This is a genomic window from Pseudomonas donghuensis (assembly GCF_000696345.2).
GTDB lineage: Bacteria > Pseudomonadota > Gammaproteobacteria > Pseudomonadales > Pseudomonadaceae > Aquipseudomonas > Aquipseudomonas donghuensis.
Window position 1 is genome coordinate 3,173,235 of the sequence record NZ_CP071706.1, and the last position, 17,619, is coordinate 3,190,853.

The 17,619-nt window shown below is 63.3% G+C and carries 16 protein-coding genes; 10 read left to right on the forward strand and 6 right to left on the reverse strand.

What is annotated here, in order from left to right; translation table 11 throughout:
• Positions 1-99: 99 nt before the first annotated feature.
• From BV82_RS14880 to BV82_RS14890, 3 genes are read left to right on the forward strand one after another with little or no spacing between them, the layout of a single operon-like run.
• The gene (locus tag BV82_RS14880; RefSeq protein ID WP_036997108.1) at positions 100-2,049 is read left to right on the forward strand and encodes an oxidoreductase; all 1,950 of its coding nucleotides are present in this window, start codon (positions 100-102) and stop codon (positions 2,047-2,049) included.
• Positions 2,050-2,095: 46 nt separating this feature from the next.
• The gene (locus tag BV82_RS14885; RefSeq protein ID WP_036997106.1) at positions 2,096-2,701 is read left to right on the forward strand and encodes a helix-turn-helix domain-containing protein; all 606 of its coding nucleotides are present in this window, start codon (positions 2,096-2,098) and stop codon (positions 2,699-2,701) included.
• Positions 2,702-2,725: 24 nt separating this feature from the next.
• Positions 2,726-3,472, forward strand: coding sequence for an enoyl-CoA hydratase (locus BV82_RS14890; RefSeq protein ID WP_036997104.1), 747 nt, complete (start codon positions 2,726-2,728; stop codon positions 3,470-3,472).
• A gap of 120 nt (positions 3,473-3,592) precedes the next feature.
• On the opposite strand, the gene BV82_RS14895 is transcribed toward BV82_RS14890, so the two are convergent.
• Together BV82_RS14895 and BV82_RS14900 are read right to left on the reverse strand one after the other, a co-directional pair.
• Entirely contained in the window at positions 3,593-3,895 is a 303-nt protein-coding gene (locus BV82_RS14895) for a DUF6124 family protein (RefSeq protein ID WP_010226869.1), read from the reverse strand.
• A 304-nt stretch (positions 3,896-4,199) separates the two neighbouring features.
• The gene (locus BV82_RS14900; RefSeq protein WP_051636828.1) at positions 4,200-4,700 is read right to left on the reverse strand and encodes a GNAT family N-acetyltransferase; all 501 of its coding nucleotides are present in this window, start codon (positions 4,698-4,700) and stop codon (positions 4,200-4,202) included.
• 161 nt (positions 4,701-4,861) lie between these two features.
• Between BV82_RS14900 and BV82_RS14905 the strand changes: the two genes are divergently transcribed.
• The gene (locus BV82_RS14905; protein ID WP_036997103.1) at positions 4,862-5,539 is read left to right on the forward strand and encodes a DUF3313 domain-containing protein; all 678 of its coding nucleotides are present in this window, start codon (positions 4,862-4,864) and stop codon (positions 5,537-5,539) included.
• Here the strand turns inward: BV82_RS14905 and BV82_RS14910 are convergent.
• Positions 5,536-5,943: an OsmC family protein gene (locus BV82_RS14910; RefSeq protein WP_010226866.1), complete on the reverse strand. Its 408-nt coding sequence runs from the start codon at positions 5,941-5,943 to the stop codon at positions 5,536-5,538. The genes BV82_RS14905 and BV82_RS14910 overlap by 4 nt on opposite strands.
• A gap of 175 nt (positions 5,944-6,118) precedes the next feature.
• On the opposite strand from BV82_RS14910, the gene BV82_RS14915 reads away from it, so the two are divergent.
• Positions 6,119-7,777: an alkaline phosphatase D family protein gene (locus tag BV82_RS14915; protein WP_036997101.1), complete on the forward strand. Its 1,659-nt coding sequence runs from the start codon at positions 6,119-6,121 to the stop codon at positions 7,775-7,777.
• Between the two features lie 20 nt (positions 7,778-7,797).
• Here BV82_RS14915 and BV82_RS14920 read toward each other — a convergent pair whose 3' ends face one another.
• Both BV82_RS14920 and BV82_RS14925 read right to left on the reverse strand, forming a co-directional pair.
• The gene (locus tag BV82_RS14920; protein WP_026001545.1) at positions 7,798-9,096 is read right to left on the reverse strand and encodes a serine/threonine transporter; all 1,299 of its coding nucleotides are present in this window, start codon (positions 9,094-9,096) and stop codon (positions 7,798-7,800) included.
• Positions 9,097-9,210: 114 nt separating this feature from the next.
• Complete coding sequence (locus tag BV82_RS14925) at positions 9,211-10,587, reverse strand: L-serine ammonia-lyase (protein ID WP_010226863.1); 1,377 nt, start codon at positions 10,585-10,587, stop codon at positions 9,211-9,213.
• A gap of 146 nt (positions 10,588-10,733) precedes the next feature.
• On the opposite strand from BV82_RS14925, the gene BV82_RS14930 reads away from it, so the two are divergent.
• A complete protein-coding gene (locus tag BV82_RS14930) occupies positions 10,734-11,669 on the forward strand; it encodes a LysR substrate-binding domain-containing protein (protein WP_026001544.1) in 936 nt (311 codons plus the stop codon).
• 12 nt (positions 11,670-11,681) lie between these two features.
• Here the strand turns inward: BV82_RS14930 and BV82_RS14935 are convergent, their stop codons facing one another.
• Positions 11,682-13,397, reverse strand: coding sequence for a sulfatase-like hydrolase/transferase (locus BV82_RS14935; RefSeq protein ID WP_036997100.1), 1,716 nt, complete (start codon positions 13,395-13,397; stop codon positions 11,682-11,684).
• 403 nt (positions 13,398-13,800) lie between these two features.
• Between BV82_RS14935 and BV82_RS14940 the strand changes: the two genes are divergently transcribed.
• Genes BV82_RS14940 through BV82_RS14955 form a run of 4 tightly spaced genes read left to right on the forward strand, consistent with a single transcriptional unit; the run spans position 13,801 to position 17,611 of the window.
• A complete protein-coding gene (locus BV82_RS14940) occupies positions 13,801-15,153 on the forward strand; it encodes a UDP-glucose dehydrogenase family protein (protein ID WP_036997099.1) in 1,353 nt (450 codons plus the stop codon).
• Complete coding sequence (locus tag BV82_RS14945; protein ID WP_036997098.1) at positions 15,150-16,220, forward strand: NAD-dependent epimerase; 1,071 nt, start codon at positions 15,150-15,152, stop codon at positions 16,218-16,220. The genes BV82_RS14940 and BV82_RS14945 overlap by 4 nt, the downstream gene beginning before the upstream one ends.
• Positions 16,217-16,963, forward strand: a complete 747-nt coding sequence (locus BV82_RS14950) for a sugar transferase (protein WP_010226854.1) — start codon at positions 16,217-16,219, stop codon at positions 16,961-16,963. The genes BV82_RS14945 and BV82_RS14950 overlap by 4 nt, the downstream gene beginning before the upstream one ends.
• Entirely contained in the window at positions 16,964-17,611 is a 648-nt protein-coding gene (locus BV82_RS14955) for a CpsD/CapB family tyrosine-protein kinase (protein WP_010226852.1), read from the forward strand.
• Positions 17,612-17,619: the final 8 nt, after the last annotated feature.

Consider the following 17,619-nt stretch of genomic DNA (forward strand, 5'->3'; position numbering starts at 1 on the left):
CAAACTAGTCAAAGGCCAGTAAAAAAACAAGTTGATTTTTTACTGGCGGTACACTTCTATAGAAAAATAATAACAACACCCCGCTGGAGCCTGACCCGCATGTCGACCTTCGCGCACCTGTTCGAACCGCTGCAAATCCGGGGCAAACGCCTGAAGAACCGCATCATGTCCAGCGGCCACGACACCTCGATGCCCACCGACAACCTGGTCAACGAGCGCCTGATCGCCTACCACCAGGCCCGCGCCGCCGGGGGCGTCGGCCTGATCGTGCTGCAGGTGGCCGGGGTGCACGACAGCGCCCGCTACACCTCCCACGTGCTGATGGCCACCGACGACGCCTGTATCGAGGGTTACCGCCAGCTGGCCGAGACCTGCCATGCCCATGGCACCGTGGTGCTGTCGCAGATCTTCCACCCGGGGCGGGAAATCATGGAGTCGAGCGATGGCCTGCTGGCGGTGGCCTACTCGGCGTCGGCAGTGCCCAACGAGCGTTTTCGGGTGATGCCGCGGGCGCTCGACCAGGGCATGATCGACGAGATCGTCGCCGGTTACGCCGCCGCGGCCCGGCGCCTGCACCAGGCCGGCATCGACGGTGTCGAGGTGGTTGCCAGCCACGGTTACCTGCCGGCGCAGTTCATCAACCCACGGGTCAACCGCCGCAGCGATGGCTACAACGGTGAGTTGCAGCAACGGCTGCGGTTTGTCCGCGAAGTGATCGCCGCGGTACGTGCGGCAACGGCAGACGATTTCATCATCGGCCTGCGCATCAGCGCCGATGAGCGCGATGCCGAGGGCCTGACCGAGGACGAATCGCTGGCGGCGGTAAAAATGCTGCAGTCCGAGCTGGACTATGTGCACATCGTCGCCGGCACCTCGGCGTCGCTCGGTGGTGCGGTGCACATCGTCCCGCCCATGGCCATCGAGGCGGCCTATCTGGCGCGAGAGGCCGGGACTTTCAAGGCACAGCTGAACATTCCGCTGTTCGTTACCGGGCGCATCAACCAGCCGCAGGAAGCGGAGCTGATCCTCGCCCGTGGCCAGGCCGATGTCTGCGGCATGACCCGCGCGCTGATTTGCGACCCGCAGATGCCCAACAAGACCTGCAGCGAACGCGTCGAAGACGTGCGCGCCTGCATCGCTTGCAACCAGGCCTGCATCGGTCATTTTCACAAGGGCCTGCCGATCTCGTGCATCCAGCATCCGGAAACCGGGCGCGAGCAACAGTTCGGCACCTTGCAGGCGGCGACTACACGCAAGCGCATCATGATCGCCGGTGGCGGCCCGGCCGGCATGAAGGCCGCGGCGGTGGCCGCAGCCCGTGGCCATGACGTCACCTTGTATGAAGCCAGCGCCCAGCTCGGCGGCCAGGTGCTGCTCGCGCAACTGCTGCCGCGCCGGGCCGAGTTCGGCGGCGCCAGCACCAACCTGCAGCGCGAGATGCACCTGGCCGGGGTCAAGGTGGTGCGCAACACGCGCGTGGATCGCGCCCTGGTCGAGCGCGAGCAGCCTGACCTGGTGATCGTCGCCACCGGTGCCGAACCTTACTGGCCGGCCTTCGAGCGCGGCGGCGACCTGCAGGTGGTCGATGCCTGGCAGATCCTGCGTGGCGAGGCCAAGCCCGGGCGCTCGGTGCTGGTGGTCGACTGGCGCTGCGACTGGATCGGCCCGGGCATCGCCGAGCGCCTGGTGCGTGAAGGCCACCAGGTGCAACTGGCGGTCAACGGCACCCACTGCGGCGAAAGCCTGCCGCTGTACGTACGCGACCAGATGGCTGGCGAACTGCACAAGCTGGGCATCCCGATCACCCCCTATGCACGCCTGTACGGCTGCGACGACAACACCGTGTACCTGCAACACACCGCCAGCGGCGAGCCGATGATCTTTGAAGACATCGACACCCTGGTGCTGTGCCAGGGCCATCAGCCGGTCGATACCCTGGCGGCGCAACTGCACGGCCTGGTCGAGGTAAAACGCATCGGCGACTGCCTGGCCCCGCGCACGGTTGAAGAAGCCGTCTACGACGGTTTGAAGGTCGCCTGGAGCCTGTAAGGCTGTTTATACTCCGGGGCTTTGACAGTGCGGTTCGGAGCACGCCATGAGCAACAGCAGCAAGACGCCGCCCGCCGCCAGCCAGGAAGGTGCCAGCGCCCCGCATTTTCTCGGCACCCGCATCCGCGGCCTGCGCAAGCGCCGCGGCATGACCCTGGCCGAGCTTGCCGAACAGAGCGAGCTCACCGCCGGCTACATCAGCCAGCTGGAGCGCAACCTCTCCTACCCGTCGATCCCGGCGCTGTTCAACATCGCCCGCAGCCTGGGCGTGACCATCCAGTGGTTCTTCGCCAGCGAAGCCAGCACCGCCCCGGAAGACAACGGTTACGTGGTACGCAAGAACAGCCGCCTGAGTGTGCATTACGAAGACGGCATCGTCGACCAGTTGCTCACCCCGCAACCCAACCGCCAACTGGAGATTCTTCACTCGCGCTTCCCACCGGGCACCTACAGCCAGCAAAGCTATAGCCATGAAGGCGAAGAAGCCGGCTACCTGCTGTCCGGCAGTTTCGAGCTGTGGGTCGGCGAGCGGCATTTTCAGCTGAGCGAAGGCGACAGCTTCAGTTTTTCCAGCCAGGAGCCGCACCGTTACGGCAACCCTGGCGAGGTGGATGCGGTGGTGATCTGGGTGATCACCCCGCCGACGTTCTGATACCTACAACAACACAGGCACGCCATGAACGAGTTGATCACACGCGAACTGCACCAGGGCCTGCTGACCCTGACCCTCAACCGCCCAGATAAGCTCAATGCGCTGAACACGGCCATGTACACGCAGTTGGGCGATCAGTTGCGGGCAGCGGCCGAGGATGCGCAGGTCGAGGTGATCCTGCTCACCGGTGGCCCACAGTGCTTTTGCGCCGGCAACGACCTGAAAGATTTTCTCGACAACCCGCCCACTGCCATGGACAGCCCGGTGTTTCGCCTGATGCGGGTGATCATGGCCCTGGACAAACCGCTGATCGCTGCGGTGGCGGGGCCGGCCATCGGCATCGGCACCACCCTGCTGCTGCACTGCGACCAGGTGCTGGTCAGCCGCTCGGCCAAACTGCGCCTGCCGTTCGTGCCGTTGGGCTTGTGCCCGGAATTTGGTTCCAGCCTGTTGCTGCCACGGCTGCTCGGCCATGCGCGGGCGGCGCGACTGTTGCTGTGCAATGAGCTGCTCACGGGCGAACAGGCCGTCGAGTGGGGCCTGGCCAATGAACTGCATGAGGATGGCGAACAGTGCCTGGCGGCCGCACGCAAACTGGCCCAGCGCCTGCAGGCCTTGCCCCAGGATGCGCTACGGATCAGCAAGCGCTTGCTCAAGGATGCCCATCGGCAGGAGCTGGAGGTCACTGTTCAACGTGAAGGCTTGCTGTTTATCGAGCGGCTGCACACGCCAGAGGCGAAAGCGGCGTTGCGGGCACTGGTCAAGGATTGACGCTCCCGGGGCTGCCTTGCAGCCCATCGCCGGCAAGTCCGGCTCCCACATGCTGACCCTGTGGGAGCTGGCTTGCCAGCGATCGAGTGCGCAGCGCTCGTAAATTCAGGCGACACCGAGTCAGTCTTTCAGCACCCTCAACTCAATCCCGTCCAACAACGCATCCACCAGTGCCCTGGCCAGCTCCACCGATTGCTGGGCCGAGCAGACAAACCCTCGTCCTTCCTCACTGCAGTGCTGCACCGCCTGGCCAATAGTGGCGCTGGCGCTCTTGAGGTACAGCAAGGCATGCACCAGCGCGTCTTCGGCGCTGACACCTGCGCACACGCTGAACAAGGGTGGGTGCTCCGGGCAACTGTTGACAGGGGTTTCGACGGTTTCAGCGAGGTGCAGGCTTGGGGGATCGGGGACGAGCTTTTTCATGGTCAACTCCTAACTTGTGGAGCCGCCACGCTTTCGTCGCCAAACAAATGGGTGGCAGCTGTACGCGGGTTGGCGAACCGGTAAGTTAGGAACCCGGCAGGGCCGAAGCCCTCCCGCGCACAGCCACCATAGAGCGTAATGGTTAGGATAGGTCCTAGGACCTGAGATTGGCTAGCGCTTTGCCGGCCTCATCGCTGGCAAGCCAGCTCCCACAGTGGCCGGCGTAACGCTGAACTTGTGGGAGCTGGCCTTGCCAGCGATCGAGTGCGAAGCGCTCGTAAACCCAGGTAACGCCGACTTTGAATCAGCACCTCAACTCATACCGCAACCGCGCATTCGCCCCACCCGCCGCAGCCACCCGCCGGAACCCCAACCTCTCCGCCAGCCGCTGGCAGGCCACATTCGCCGGCGACGTGGTCAGCCACAGCAGCGAGCCTTCCAGCACCGGCAGCAGTGTTTCCAGCGCCTCGGTCATCAAGCCCTGCCGGGCATGGACCTCGGCGATCCAGTAGCCCAAGCCGACCTTGCCCTGGGCATCCGGCCGCACGCCCAGGCAGCCGATCAGTTCGCCGCTGGCCAGGAACAGGTAGTAGCGTTTTTCGCCCTGGGGCGCTGCCCAGTTCTGCCGGGCCTGGAGCAGGCTTTGCCGCGCCTGCTCCAGGGTCCAGTCGTCGCGGGCCCAGGGCAGGAATTCACGGTGGAAGCCGTAGTTGGCGTTGAGCACAGCCTGCAGTTGCGCGGCAAAGGTCAGTTCCGGGGCGTGGAGTTTCAGCTGTTTGCTGCGCAGGCGGCGGGGCAAGTCCATTGCGGGGTCCTGGGATGGGTAAGGACCGACAAGTATTGCATAGACCTATCCTTTACGAGCGCTTTGCGCTCGATCGCTGGCGGCCCGGCCAAGAGCTGCTAGCGTTGTTCAGGCGATCAACTCCCTGTCCCGTGCGGTCATTGCCAAGGATACGAAAGTCGATGAAGCCCACCTTGCGCTCCACCCTGCTCTGCTCCGCCCTTGTCGTGCTGGCTGGCTGCGCCAGCTCCCGGGTCGACCCCAGCCAGTACTCCGGGTTCCTCCAGGACTACAGCCGCCTCAAGCCCGCCGAAAGCATCTCCGGCCAGCCGGTGATGCGCTGGATCGACCCGCAGGTGAAAGCCGCGCGCTTCACCAAGGTGTATATCGAGCCCAGCCAGTTCTACCCCAAGCCCCAGCCCACTGCGGCGATATCGCCGCAGACCCTGGGGCAGATCACCCAGTACTACAACACCGCGCTCAAGCGTGAACTGGGTGCCGAGCTGCCCTTGGCTCAGGGTCCGGGCCCGGGTGTGCTGGTGGTGCGCCCGGCGATCACCGCCGTGTCGACCAAGACCGAAGGCCTCAAGCCCTACGAAGTGATCCCCATCGCCCTGGTGGCCGCCGCCGTCAACACTGCCGCCGGTGGCCGCGACCAGGAAGTGGACATCGCCACCGAGGCAGCCTTCCTCGACGGTGGCAACAACAAGGTGATCGCTCAGGTGGTACGCAAAGGCACCGGCGAGGCCTTGGAAAACAACACCTCCAAGCTGGCCCTGGAGAACGTCAAGCCAGTGCTGGACGGCTGGGCCAGCGACCTGCGCAAAAGCTTCGCCAAGCTCAAGAGCGAATCACGCTAGTCGCTCAGTTCACTGTCGATGACGATGCTGCCGCTGAGCAGCTTGTGCACCGGACAGGCATTGGCCACGCCCAGCAGGCGCTCGCGCTGGGCCGCATCGAGATCACCGTGCAGTTCGATCACACGCTTGATCTCGGTGCGCACTTCAGGGCTTTTCACCTCACTGACGATGTCCAGCTGCACATGCACATGGTGCAGCGGCCACTCCTTGCGTTTTGCATACATCGACAAGGTGATTGCGGTGCAGGCGCCAAGGGCCGACAGCAGCAATTGATGCGGATTGGGACCGCTGTCGTGGCCGCCCAGCTCGCGGCCCTCATCAGCCAGCCACTGCTGGGCACCGGCAGCCAGGCTTACCTGATACGGAACATCGCCAAGGTCGGCGTAAACGGTTGATGCGCTCATGAGCTTCCTTAATCGGAGATGGGTACACCCGCCTACCCTAGCGCCCAAGACCCGCCGCCGCCAGTCGCGCGGTTGAACTACAGCGTCCTGCGCGCAGAACGACGCACAATGGCAGAACCAGGCCAATCCGCTTTACTTGCCAGGACAACAACTTGACCTGATAAGGAAATCGACCATGTCCCAGCTCCTGGACCCCACCTCCAATGAAAGCAAATACGCCAAGCTGGCCAGCGCCGCGATCATCGGTGCGATCACGCCAACCAGCGTACGCTTGTGGTTTCGCGTGTACATGCCCGGCGAGTGGGTGCTGGTGGTCACCACCACGCCGTTGAGCGGCGACCTGCAGCGCCTGGATGAGCTGCCCGTGGCCGATTTCCTGAAAAAACACAAGATCAAGCCGGTGTTCGTCCAGGCGCAAAAATTCAGCTTCGACAGCGACCTCACCGGTGTCTTTGCAGTGACTGGCCTGAAGGCGCAAAGCACCTATTACTATGCCCTGATCAGCAGCGAAACCGACCACCTGATCATCCGTCGGCGCACCGAAATCGGCGCCGACTCGCCGAAAAACTTCATCACCCCGGCGATCAATCCCGAAACCCTGACCTTCGGCTTCTACAGCTGCCACGACCCGATCAGCGCCGACGGCAGTGCCGGCGCCTGGCCGCTGCTGCACCAGCAACTGATCGACCAGCGCGCGCAGTTCGTCATCGGCGGTGGCGACCAGATGTACGTCGACACCAACAAGAAAAACGGCTTCCTGGATATCTGGGAATGGCTGAAAGAAAACAAGCAGGCCCTGCTGGCCCACTACAAGAAAGGCAACAGCTACGACAAACCCGGCATCGAGCAGTACCTGCTGAACATCTACCGCTGGTACTACCGGGTGTACTGGAACATCCCGACCCTGCGCGAGGTGTACGAGCAGTTCCCGCAGTACATGATCTGGGACGATCACGAGATCATGGACGGTTGGGGCTCGCTGACCAACAAGGAGCGGCAAAAACGCATCTCGCTGCTGTTTGAAAGCACCAGCAACGGCCCCACCAACCAGATGCTCGTCGACCTCATGTGGCGCGCCGCCTGCCGCGCTTATTATGAATACGAGCACAGCCACAACCCTGTGACCTCGATCAACCTCGACAAGCCCGACGACTGCCACTGGGACTACGCCTTCGAGCAAGGCGGCTCGGCCTTCTATGTGCTGGACATGCGCGGCCATCACGATATTGAGGCCAACGACCCGCACAAGATCCTCGGCAGCGCGCAAATGAAGCGCTTCAAGGACTGGTTGAACAGTGCCGTGGTGCAGAGCGCCAAGGCGGTGTTCATTGTCTCGCCGGTGCCGGTGATGCACTGGAACAACGCGGTCACCAACGGCGCCGATTTCGGCTCGCTGAAGGATGACTGCATGGATGAGTGGGACCACAAGAGCAACCTGGCCGAACGCAAGGTACTGCTCGATCAGGTGTATGCGGCGTTGGGCAAAAGCGCCAAGCCAGTGGTGTTTCTCAGCGGTGACGTGCACTGCGCGGCGGTGTTTCGCCTGTTGCACAAGCAATACCCGGCGGCCAAGGTGTTCCAGGTCACCTCCAGCGCCATCTCGCGCCTACCGGCGCCGGACATGCTGAAGATGGCCATCAGCGGCGGTGGCGAGATGCCGGGCATTGCCAACATGGTCTGCGAGCGCTGGTACGCCATGGCCGGCGCTAAGAACTTCGCCCTGCTCAGCGTGCGCCCGTCACTGGATGGCCAGCAGACCGAAGTGCTGGTGGAGCTGCACTGGCCCAGTGGCGAGGATGGTGAGCTGACCAAGCGCCGGGTGGTGCTCAAGTAACCCGGCGCTTGGTGCTCGGGTCAAGCGAAGAACGAGTACAGGATCGCCGACAGGGTAATCAAGCCGATCAGTACTACAAACACATTCGAGGCCTTGCCCGAGTATTTGCGCAGCGCCGGCACCTTGTGGATGGCGTACATCGGCATCAGGAACAGCAGGCAGGCGATGATCGGCCCGCCGAGGTTCTCGATCATGCCGAGGATGCTCGGGTTCAGGGTCGCCACGGCCCAGCAGGTAATGACCATGAACAGCGCGGTCATTTGCTCCAGGCGCTTGGCCGAGACTTGCTTGCCGCGGCTGCGCAGGCTTTTCACGATCATGCCCTGGAAGCCTTCGCTGGCACCGATGTAGTGGCCGAGGAACGACTTGGTGATTGCCACCAGGGCAATCAACGGCGCCACGAAGGCGATCACCGGGGTCTGGAAGTGGTTGGCCAGGTACGACAGGATCGAGATGTTCTGTTGCTTGGCTGCGGCAAGATCCGCCGGGCTCAGGGCCAACACGCAGCTGAAGCAGAAGAACATCACCGTCAGCACCATCATCACGTGGGCACTGGCGAGGATCTTGCCGCTCTTGGCGTCGGCCTGTTCGCCGTAGCGGTGCTTCTGGTCAACGGCAAAGGCCGAGATGATCGGCGAGTGGTTGAAGGAGAACACCATCACCGGGATGGCCAGCCACAAGGTCTTGAAGAACAGGTCCAGGGGCATGCCTTCGCTGGCCTGGGCGAAGAAGGCGCCGTTCCAGTTGGGGATCAGGCTCAGAGCCAGCAGCAACAGCGCGGCAACGAACGGATAGACCAGCAGGCTCATGACCTTGACGATGATGCCCTGGCCGCTGCGCACCACGATCATCAACCCGCAGATCAGCAACAGGGCCAGCAGCGCCCGCGGTGGCGGGGTCACATGCAGTTGGTGTTCCATGAAGTTGCCCAGGGTGTTGGTCAGGGCAACGCTGTACACCAGCAGGATCGGGAAGATGGCGAAGAAGTACAGCAGGGTGATCAGCTTGCCGGCCCCGACGCCGAAGTGTTCTTCGACCACTTCGGTGATGTCTTCACTGGCGCCGCGCTTGCCCGAAAGCACGAAGCGGGTCAGGCCACGGTGGGCATAGAAGGTCATCGGGAAGGCCAGTACCGCCAACACCAGCAGCGGCCAGAAGCCCCCTACCCCGGCGTTGATCGGCAGGAACAGGGTGCCGGCGCCGATGGCGGTGCCATACAGGCCCAGAACCCAGGTGGTGTCGTGACGGCTCCAGGCACGGCTTTGCGCAGGCGCGGCCGAGTCCACACGAACGGTCGTGGTGCTATTTAAATCAGTCATCGATATTGCCTTGTAGTTGTTTTTGTTGCGTATGAATAACTTTGGAACAGGGGTGCAGCTATCGCGGGTCAAGCCCGCTCCCACATGTAGGAGCGGGCTTGACCCGCGATGGGATCAACACTCGACGAACGCGACCGCCAGGCCGCCGCGCGAAGTCTCCTTGTAGTTGGCATGCATGTCGGCGCCGGTGTCGCGCATGGTGCGAATCACCCGGTCGAGGGAGATGAAGTGCTCGCCATCGCCACGCAAGGCCATCTGCACGGCGTTGATGGCCTTCACCGCAGCAATCGCATTGCGCTCGATGCACGGCACCTGGACCAGGCCGCCAACCGGGTCGCAGGTCAGCCCGAGGTTGTGTTCCAGGGCGATCTCGGCGGCGTTTTCCAGTTGCATCGGCGTTGCCCCGAGCACTTCGGCAAGGCCGGCAGCAGCCATCGCGCAGGCCGAACCGACCTCGCCCTGGCAACCCACCTCGGCCCCGGAGATCGACGCGTTCTTCTTGCACAGGATGCCCACGGCGGCGGCGCTGAGCAGGAAGTCGACCACGTCGTTGTCGCAGGCATCGGGGTTGAACTTCATGTAGTAATGCAGCACCGCCGGGATGATCCCCGCCGCGCCATTGGTGGGCGCGGTGACCATGCGCCCGCCGGCGGCGTTCTCTTCGTTGACGGCCAGGGCGAACAGGTTGACCCACTCCATGGCGCTCAGGGTCGAGCCGATCACGTTGGGCTTGCCCAGTTCCTGCAGGCTGCGGTGCAGCTTGGCGGCGCGGCGCTTGACCTTGAGCCCGCCGGGCAAGACACCCTCGTTGCGCAGGCCGTTGTCGACGCACTCGCGCATGGCCGCCCACAATTTCAGCAGGCCGCTGCGCACCTCGGCCTCTTCACGCCAGGCCAACTCGTTGGCCATCATCACCTGGCTGACCCGCAGTTGGTGCTGCTTGCACAGCGCCAGCAGCTCGGCGGCGCTGTCGAAGTCATAGGGCAACTGCACCTGCTCGGCACTGTTGCCCGCCTCGCCCACTTGCGCCGCCTCGACGATAAAACCGCCACCGACCGAGTAATAGGTTTGCTGCAGCAACGAGCCGCTGGCACCGCTGGCTTCCAGGGTCATGGCGTTGGGGTGATACGGCAGGCTTTCGTCGAGCAGCAGCAGGTCGGTAGCGCAGTCGAACGGGATCGCCCGGCGGCCGTCGAGCATCAGTACCTGGCTCTGCTGCAATTGCGCGATCAGCGGCTCGATGCTCTGCGGGTCGATCTGGTCGGGCCATTCGCCCATCAGCCCGAGCAGGCAGGCCCGGTCGGTGGCGTGGCCGACGCCGGTGGCCGACAATGAACCGTACAGGCGCACCTCGACCCGGTTCACCTGTTCCAGCACACCGTGCTCACGCAGCGCCCGGGCAAAGGTTGCCGCTGCACGCATGGGCCCTACGGTGTGGGAGCTGGACGGCCCGATGCCAATTTTGAAAAGGTCGAAAACACTGATAGCCATGCTAATGCCTGACCGAGGTAACATTCCATGTCACGCAACGGCGCTGTTAAAAAATTGATGGGTGTCGCGAAGTTGCGCGATACTGCCCGGTCACTGCCGTCTTGACCAACGAAACTTTCTAAGCAAGCCTTTAGCAGAGCTAAACAATGAAGCGACAAATGAATGGCCAGATGTACGTTTGGCTGCATGTGTTTGCCTGTGCGGCGCGGCACTTATCGTTCACCCGCTGCGCCGAAGAACTGCACATCACCCCCGGCGCGGTCAGCCAGCAGATTCGCCAGCTGGAGGAGCGCCTGGGCTTTCGCCTGTTCCTGCGCCGCGCGCGCGGCGTGGAGCTGACCGCCGAGGGCCAGCGCCTGGCACAAACCGTCAGCGAAGCCTATGGCAGCATCGATGCCGAGCTGCGCCGCCTGGATGCCGGCGAAATCCGCGGCACCCTGCGCCTGCGTTCAATCCCGTCGTTCCTGGCCAAATGGCTGACCCCGCGCCTGCCGCGCTTGCAGCAACGCTACCCGGACATCCAGCTGCGTCTGGTGGCCGAAGACAGCAGCCAGGCCCTGCATGAAGGTGACTTCGACCTGGCCATCGACCTCAACGACGGCAGCTACCCGGGCATGCACTCAACGCCCTTGCTCGACGAGCAGATCTTCCCGGTCTGCGCCCCCTCCCTGCTGCGCGGCCGCCCACCGCTGCACGGCCCGGCGGACCTGGCGCACTATCCGCTGCTGCACGACATCACCGCCTGGCGTGGCAGTTCGGAGTACGCCGAGTGGGAGTTCTATCTGGAAGGGATTGGCGCCAGCGGCCTGGATGTGCGCCGTGGGCACACGTTCAACCGCAACCACCTGACCATTGAGGCGGCGATTGCCGGCATCGGCGTGGCGATTGCCCGGCGCACCCTGCTCAACGACGAGCTGGAGCGCGGTACGTTGATCGTGCCGTTCGGCCTGCCGATCGCCAACCACAAGCGCTATGTGCTGTTGTACCCGCCCGGTGGCCTGGCGCATCCAGGGGCACGCGCGGTGCATGACTGGCTGGTGGAAGAAGCCGAAGGTTTCAGAGCTCTGCACCCCCCGGTGTAAACCTGTGGCCGATCAGTCGGCCTGGCCGACCGGCATCTGCGCCTGGGTCGCTACCGGACCGCCCTGGGGCACGACCACCTGGCTCAGATCGATACGCCTGAACACCGGCTTGGCCCCCAGGCGTGCATTGAAGCGGGTATTGAAGCTGAAGTCGTCCTTCGTTGGTACCACCAGCGAACGCCCGTAGATGGGGGCGATGCCGGCCGGATCGTAACCGAGCAACTGCAGCAAGGTGGGGAAGATGTTGTAGTGGCTGGAACGATCCTTGTTGCTCGCCAGGTGCGCTTGCCAGTCGAGGGTCTGCAAGCCCTGGCCCTGGATCACCACCAGCGGCACCAGGCCCTCTTCTTCTACCGGGTTGCTGTCGCAGTGCGTATTCAGGCCGGGGTTGCCGCGCTCGTGCAGGTCCTGGCCGTGGTCGGAAGTATAGATGAGTACCGCCTGGCTGAGGTCGGCGTTGGCAAACAAGCGATTGAAGAACTCGCCGACATTCCACAACAGGCTGTTCATGTACGAATTGCGGTACAGCACCCAGTCTTCGGGCTGGCCGGAGAAACCATCGCGCCGGCCGGTGTCGGTGATGTCGGTGTACTGCCCGCGCGGCAAGGCCGGGCGGTAGGTCAAGAAGTCGTCGGGGTATTTGTCGTGCACAGGGAAGTGCACGCCGACCTTGTTGATCACGATCAGCTGCGGCTTGCCGTCGCCCAGCAGCTCACCGAGCTTGACCACGGCGGCCATGTCGCGGTCACGCACCGGGGTGCTGTCGAACTGGATGAACTGGTCGATATCGCGTTTTTCCGCCGCATTCATCAGGTTCTGCAGGTTGCCGCCCGTGCGCTGGGCATCGATGTACACGGTGCCAAGCCCTGCGACCTTGGCGTATTGCCAGATCGACGGCAAGGTCGAGTTGATGCGCAGGTAGTCGTCGCGGGTGCCGCCATAGCGCAGGGTGACGTTGGTGTCGGAGCTGCAATTGGCAATCGAGGCGGCGTAGCCATAGTTGAAGATACTGACCCCGGGGCGGGCCTGGTTGAGCTGGCTGCGTACGCCATGGGCGGTGTTCAGGTCCAGGTAATTGCCGGAGACGCTTTCGTCGATGATCAGCACGATGTCACGGGCCAGGGCCGGGCCGCTGCGCGCCAGGGTCACCGGTTCACGGGGGCCGACGCTGTCGTGCAGCGACTCGTAGAGCATTAGGTTGGAATACGCCAGCGGCGTGTACATGATCGGCAAACCGCGCGCACCCTCGCCGGCGCGCACGAACAGAATCGCGGTAAGCAAGGCGATGCCTAGCAGCGGCGCCACCCATGGCAGTGCCCCGGGCCCAGGCACGCTGTGCCGTGGCTTGAGCCCCAGGCCCAACAGCAACAGCAGCGAGCTGCCCAACACGCGGAGGATTACGCTGTGGTACTGCTCTATGGCCTCACCGATAAAACCACCGGAATAGACCATCGAGATAAAGCCGCTGTAGGTCAGGTAGTCGGCGGTAATGCGCGTGTAGGCATCGAAGAACACCGCGCTGGCGCTGAACACCCCTGCAAAGCCCCAGCGTAACCAGCCCTGACGAATGTTCGCGCTCAGCAGCAAGGCCAGCACCAGCAGCACCAGCACGCCGGCATACAGCAGCAATGCCGGGTTCAGGCCGATGGCCTCAAAGCGTTCCAGGTAATAGGGGTAGTTGCTCAGCAGGTAGAGCGCGAGCAGCAGTTCCTTGAAGTATCTGTGCATCTCGTCCTCACCTGGAAACCTTGAAATTGCCGTGGACATTGACACGTTAGCAGCGCTCCCCCAAAGCGCAAACCGGAACAACGTCAATTTTCTGACCAAACTTGGCAGCGCCAATTCTGACAATTCAAAAACGCGAAAACGTTGCATTCGCGTAGCAACTGCATGCATGAACACCTTGTTTATCACGGCTTTCGACCGTTCATCGTTTTGCGATGCGGCAATTGGCCAGTGCTTAGCAAAGCTAACCCTCGGATTTAGAACAGCTTGATCGCAAAAAGTCCAAATCGCGACGACTGTAAATTCGACGAAACATGCCATTTGATTGACACAGTTTTCCACGGGTGGGCTATACCGAAATCACACCACTGTTTCATCCTCCTTACTCCATACGAGGCGCGCCGACATGGACGTGAGTGTGTTTGGCACCGGCTATGTCGGTCTTGTACAAGCTGCAGCCCTTGCAGATGTGGGACACCGGGTTTTATCCGTCGATGTCGATACCCACAAGATCGATCAACTGCGCCAAGGCGTACCGCCCATCAGCGAACCCGGCCTCTCGAGCATGCTCGAAGAGAACATCAAGGAAGGCCGCCTGCTGTTCAGCACGCAAGCCAGTGACGCCGTCAGCCACGCCGAACTGATCTTCATCGCCGTCGGCACGCCGCCGGATGAAGACGGCTCGGCCGACCTCTCCCATGTGTTGGGGGTGACCCGGCAAATCGCCGGGCTGATGGAGGCCGACCGCACCCTGATCATCAAGTCCACCGTACCGGTCGGCACCGCCGACAAGGTCACCGCCCTGGCCCGCGAAGAACTGCAGCGCCTGGGCAAGGGCGCGCTCAAGGTGCGGGTGGTGTCAAACCCCGAGTTCCTTAAAGAGGGCAGCGCGCTGGCCGACTGCATGCGCCCGGACCGGATCATCGTCGGTACTGCCGATGACCAGGCCCACGACCAGCTCGCCGAACTCTACGCGCCCTTCTGCCGCAACCATGAAAAGCTCATGTTCATGGACAACCGCAGCGCCGAGCTGACCAAGTACGCGGCCAACGCCATGCTCGCCACGCGCATCAGCTTCATGAACGAACTGGCCAACCTCACCGAGCACCTGGGCGCCGATATCGAAGCCGTGCGCAAGGGCATCGGCTCCGACCCACGCATCGGCTACCACTTCATCTACCCCGGTTGCGGCTTTGGCGGCTCGTGCTTCCCCAAGGACCTGCGCGCCCTGCTGCACACTGCCGAACGCAGCGGTATGCCCCTGCGCTTGCTGCAGAGTGTCAGCGACGTCAACGACGCCCAACGGCAGATCCTCTTCGCCAAGCTCAAGCAGCGTTTCCCCGGCAGCCTGGCCGGCAAGTCGATCGCCGTCTGGGGCCTGGCCTTCAAGCCCAACACCGACGACATGCGCGAAGCGCCCAGCCGCTACCTGATGGAAGCGCTGTGGGCCGAAGGCGCTACCGTGTGCGCCTTCGACCCGGAAGCCATGGCCGAATGCCGGCGCCTCTATGGCTACCGCAAAGACCTGCAACTGTGCGCCACCCGCGACGACACCCTGGAAGACGCCGACGCCCTGGTGATCTGCACCGAATGGAAGAATTTTCGCGTGGTCGACTTCGCCCTGCTGGCCAAGAAGCTGCGCAGCCGCCTGATCATTGACGGACGCAACCTGTACAACCCCGAGCAGGTCGCCACCTTCGGCCTGAGCTACAGCGGCATCGGCCTGCGCCAGGTCCAGCCCGAGGTACCGGCGCCATGAAGATCCTGGTCACCGGCGCCGCCGGTTTCATTGGTGCTCACTGCAGCCTGCGGCTGTTGCGCGACGGCCATCAAGTGATCGGCCTAGACAACTTCAACGACTACTACGACCCGGCGCTCAAAGAAGCGCGGGTGCGCTGGGTCGAAGCCGAAGCCGGCGCGTTTACCCTGCAGCGCCTTGACCTGAACGATGCCGTCGGCATGGCCGAACTGTTCGCCAGCGAGCAACCCGAGGTGGTGATTCACCTGGCGGCCCAGGCCGGTGTGCGCTACTCGCTGGAAAACCCAAGGGCCTACATCGACAGCAACCTCAGCGGTTTCCTGAACATTCTCGAAGGCTGCCGCCACCATCCGGTGCAGCACCTGCTGTATGCCTCGTCGAGCTCGGTGTACGGCGCCAACCAACACATCCCGTACCGGGTCGAGGATGCCGTCGACCATCCGCTGTCGTTGTATGCCGCGACCAAGAAGGCCAACGAGGCCATGGCCCACAGCTACAGCCACCTGTTCGGCATCCCCGCCAGCGGCCTGCGTTTCTTTACCGTGTACGGCCCCTGGGGCCGCCCGGACATGTCGCCGATCCAGTTCGCCCGGGCGATTGCCGAGGGCCGGCCGCTCCAGCTGTTCAACTACGGCCAGCACCAGCGCGACTTCACCTACATCGACGACATCGTCGAAAGCCTGGTGCGCCTGATCCCGCTGGCGCCACAAGCCAACCCGGCCTGGGACCGCGAGCATCCGGACCCGGCCAGCAGCCCGGCGCCATGGCGCTTGTTCAATATCGGCGGCCAGCGCCCGGTGGAACTCAGCGACTACGTGGCGCTGCTGGAAAAACACCTGCAGCGCAAGGCCGAGGTCGAGCTGCTGCCCTTGCAACCGGGTGATGTGCTAGCCACCTGTGCCGATGTCAGCACGCTGGAGCAGGTCACCGGTTTCACCCCCCAGGTTTCTCTGGATGAAGGGCTCGGGCGTTTTATTGCCTGGTTTCATCAGTACTACCCGCGACCTGACCAGGACGTAGCGCGGGCAAACGGGCAGGCGCCCGTGCATCAGCGGAGGGCGGTATGACAGGCCAACCTAAAAGTGCGCAACTGCAGGCACTGTATCAAGACAAGCGCATGGACCCCGCGCATCGCCAGCGCATCGACGCGGCGATTCACATGCAAGGCCGTGGCTGGATGACCGGCCGCGCGGGCGGGCGTCCCTGGACCCTGTCGCGCACCAACCGGGTGGTCGCCTGTTTTGGCGCCCTGTGCATCCTCCTGCTGATTTCGCCGTTGCTGCTGGCGCTGGCCGTGCTGGTCAAGTTCAGCAGCCCCGGCCCGGTGTTCTTCGTGCAGAAGCGTACCGGCTACCGCGGCCGTGCATTCGGCATGTACAAGTTCCGCACTATGGTCGCCAATGCCGAAGCCCTGAAGGATTCGGTGCGCCACCTGAACAAGCACGGCGCCGATGCCATCGATTTCAAGATCGACAAGGACCCGCGCGTCACCCCGATCGGCCAGTGGCTGCGGCGCAGCAGCCTGGACGAGTTGCCCAACCTGTTCAACGTGGTGCGCGGTGACATGCGCCTGGTCGGCCCGCGCCCCACCTCGTTCAACGCCTATCGCTACAAAGACAACCACCTCGCTCGCCTGAGCATCCACCCCGGCATGACCGGCCTGTGGCAGATATCCGGACGCAGCGACATAGACTTCGACCAGCGAGTCGAACTGGACCTGAGCTACATCAACGAACAGAGCTTGATGCTGGATCTGAAGATCCTCCTCAAGACTCCCTTCAAAGTCTTCAGCGGCCACGGAGCAAGTTGAATGGACGGTTCTACTTCAAGAAGTCTGACGATCGCCACCCCGAGCGAAACCAACCTGACCTCCACGGTGCTCGACGAAGACCAGCGCATCCTGCTGCTCACCGCTGCCAACACCGGCAGCGGCACCAGCACCAGCGCCCTGGCCTTCGCCAGCCAGTTGGCGTTGATGAGTGGCGGCCCGGTGTTGCTGGTCGACAGCAGCCCAAGCAGCAACAACCTCAGCCAGCAACTGGCCCTGCATAAACTGCGCGGCTTCAGCGACCTGATGTTTGACCAGGACACCCCGCCGCTGATGCAGGACTGCATCGTGCGCCTGTCCGACCAGCCGTTCGACCTACTGCCGGCCGGCACCTACAAGCGCGGCAAGGAGCGGCTCAACCCCGATCTGCTGCGTGTGCTGCTCAAGCACATGAGTGAGCACTACCGCTTCGTGGTGATCGACGGCGAGGCCGTTTACGCCAGTGCCGACAGCCTGATCATCGGCACCCTGGTCGACGGCGTGATCCTGGTGGTGTGCGCCGAAGACACCCGCTGGGAAGTGGCCCAGGCCACCGCCCAGCGCCTGACCCAAGCCGGCGCCAGGTTGATCGGCAGCGTGTTCAACCGGCGCAAGTACTACATGCCCAAGTGGCTGTACAACAACCTTTAGGCCAGCAG

Excerpts from the sequence above, each read along its gene's own strand:
- BV82_RS14880 (WP_036997108.1), top strand. The coding sequence starts at position 100 with ATGTCGACCTTCGCGCACCTGTTCGAACCGCTGCAAATCCGGGGCAAA.
- BV82_RS14885 (WP_036997106.1), top strand. The coding sequence starts at position 2,096 with ATGAGCAACAGCAGCAAGACGCCGCCCGCCGCCAGCCAGGAAGGTGCC.
- BV82_RS14890 (WP_036997104.1), top strand. The coding sequence starts at position 2,726 with ATGAACGAGTTGATCACACGCGAACTGCACCAGGGCCTGCTGACCCTG.
- BV82_RS14895 (WP_010226869.1), bottom strand. The coding sequence starts at position 3,895 with ATGAAAAAGCTCGTCCCCGATCCCCCAAGCCTGCACCTCGCTGAAACC.
- BV82_RS14900 (WP_051636828.1), bottom strand. The coding sequence starts at position 4,700 with ATGGACTTGCCCCGCCGCCTGCGCAGCAAACAGCTGAAACTCCACGCC.
- BV82_RS14905 (WP_036997103.1), top strand. The coding sequence starts at position 4,862 with ATGAAGCCCACCTTGCGCTCCACCCTGCTCTGCTCCGCCCTTGTCGTG.
- BV82_RS14910 (WP_010226866.1), bottom strand. The coding sequence starts at position 5,943 with ATGAGCGCATCAACCGTTTACGCCGACCTTGGCGATGTTCCGTATCAG.
- BV82_RS14915 (WP_036997101.1), top strand. The coding sequence starts at position 6,119 with ATGTCCCAGCTCCTGGACCCCACCTCCAATGAAAGCAAATACGCCAAG.
- BV82_RS14920 (WP_026001545.1), bottom strand. The coding sequence starts at position 9,096 with ATGACTGATTTAAATAGCACCACGACCGTTCGTGTGGACTCGGCCGCG.
- BV82_RS14925 (WP_010226863.1), bottom strand. The coding sequence starts at position 10,587 with ATGGCTATCAGTGTTTTCGACCTTTTCAAAATTGGCATCGGGCCGTCC.
- BV82_RS14930 (WP_026001544.1), top strand. The coding sequence starts at position 10,734 with ATGAAGCGACAAATGAATGGCCAGATGTACGTTTGGCTGCATGTGTTT.
- BV82_RS14935 (WP_036997100.1), bottom strand. The coding sequence starts at position 13,397 with ATGCACAGATACTTCAAGGAACTGCTGCTCGCGCTCTACCTGCTGAGC.
- BV82_RS14940 (WP_036997099.1), top strand. The coding sequence starts at position 13,801 with ATGGACGTGAGTGTGTTTGGCACCGGCTATGTCGGTCTTGTACAAGCT.
- BV82_RS14945 (WP_036997098.1), top strand. The coding sequence starts at position 15,150 with ATGAAGATCCTGGTCACCGGCGCCGCCGGTTTCATTGGTGCTCACTGC.
- BV82_RS14950 (WP_010226854.1), top strand. The coding sequence starts at position 16,217 with ATGACAGGCCAACCTAAAAGTGCGCAACTGCAGGCACTGTATCAAGAC.
- BV82_RS14955 (WP_010226852.1), top strand. The coding sequence starts at position 16,964 with ATGGACGGTTCTACTTCAAGAAGTCTGACGATCGCCACCCCGAGCGAA.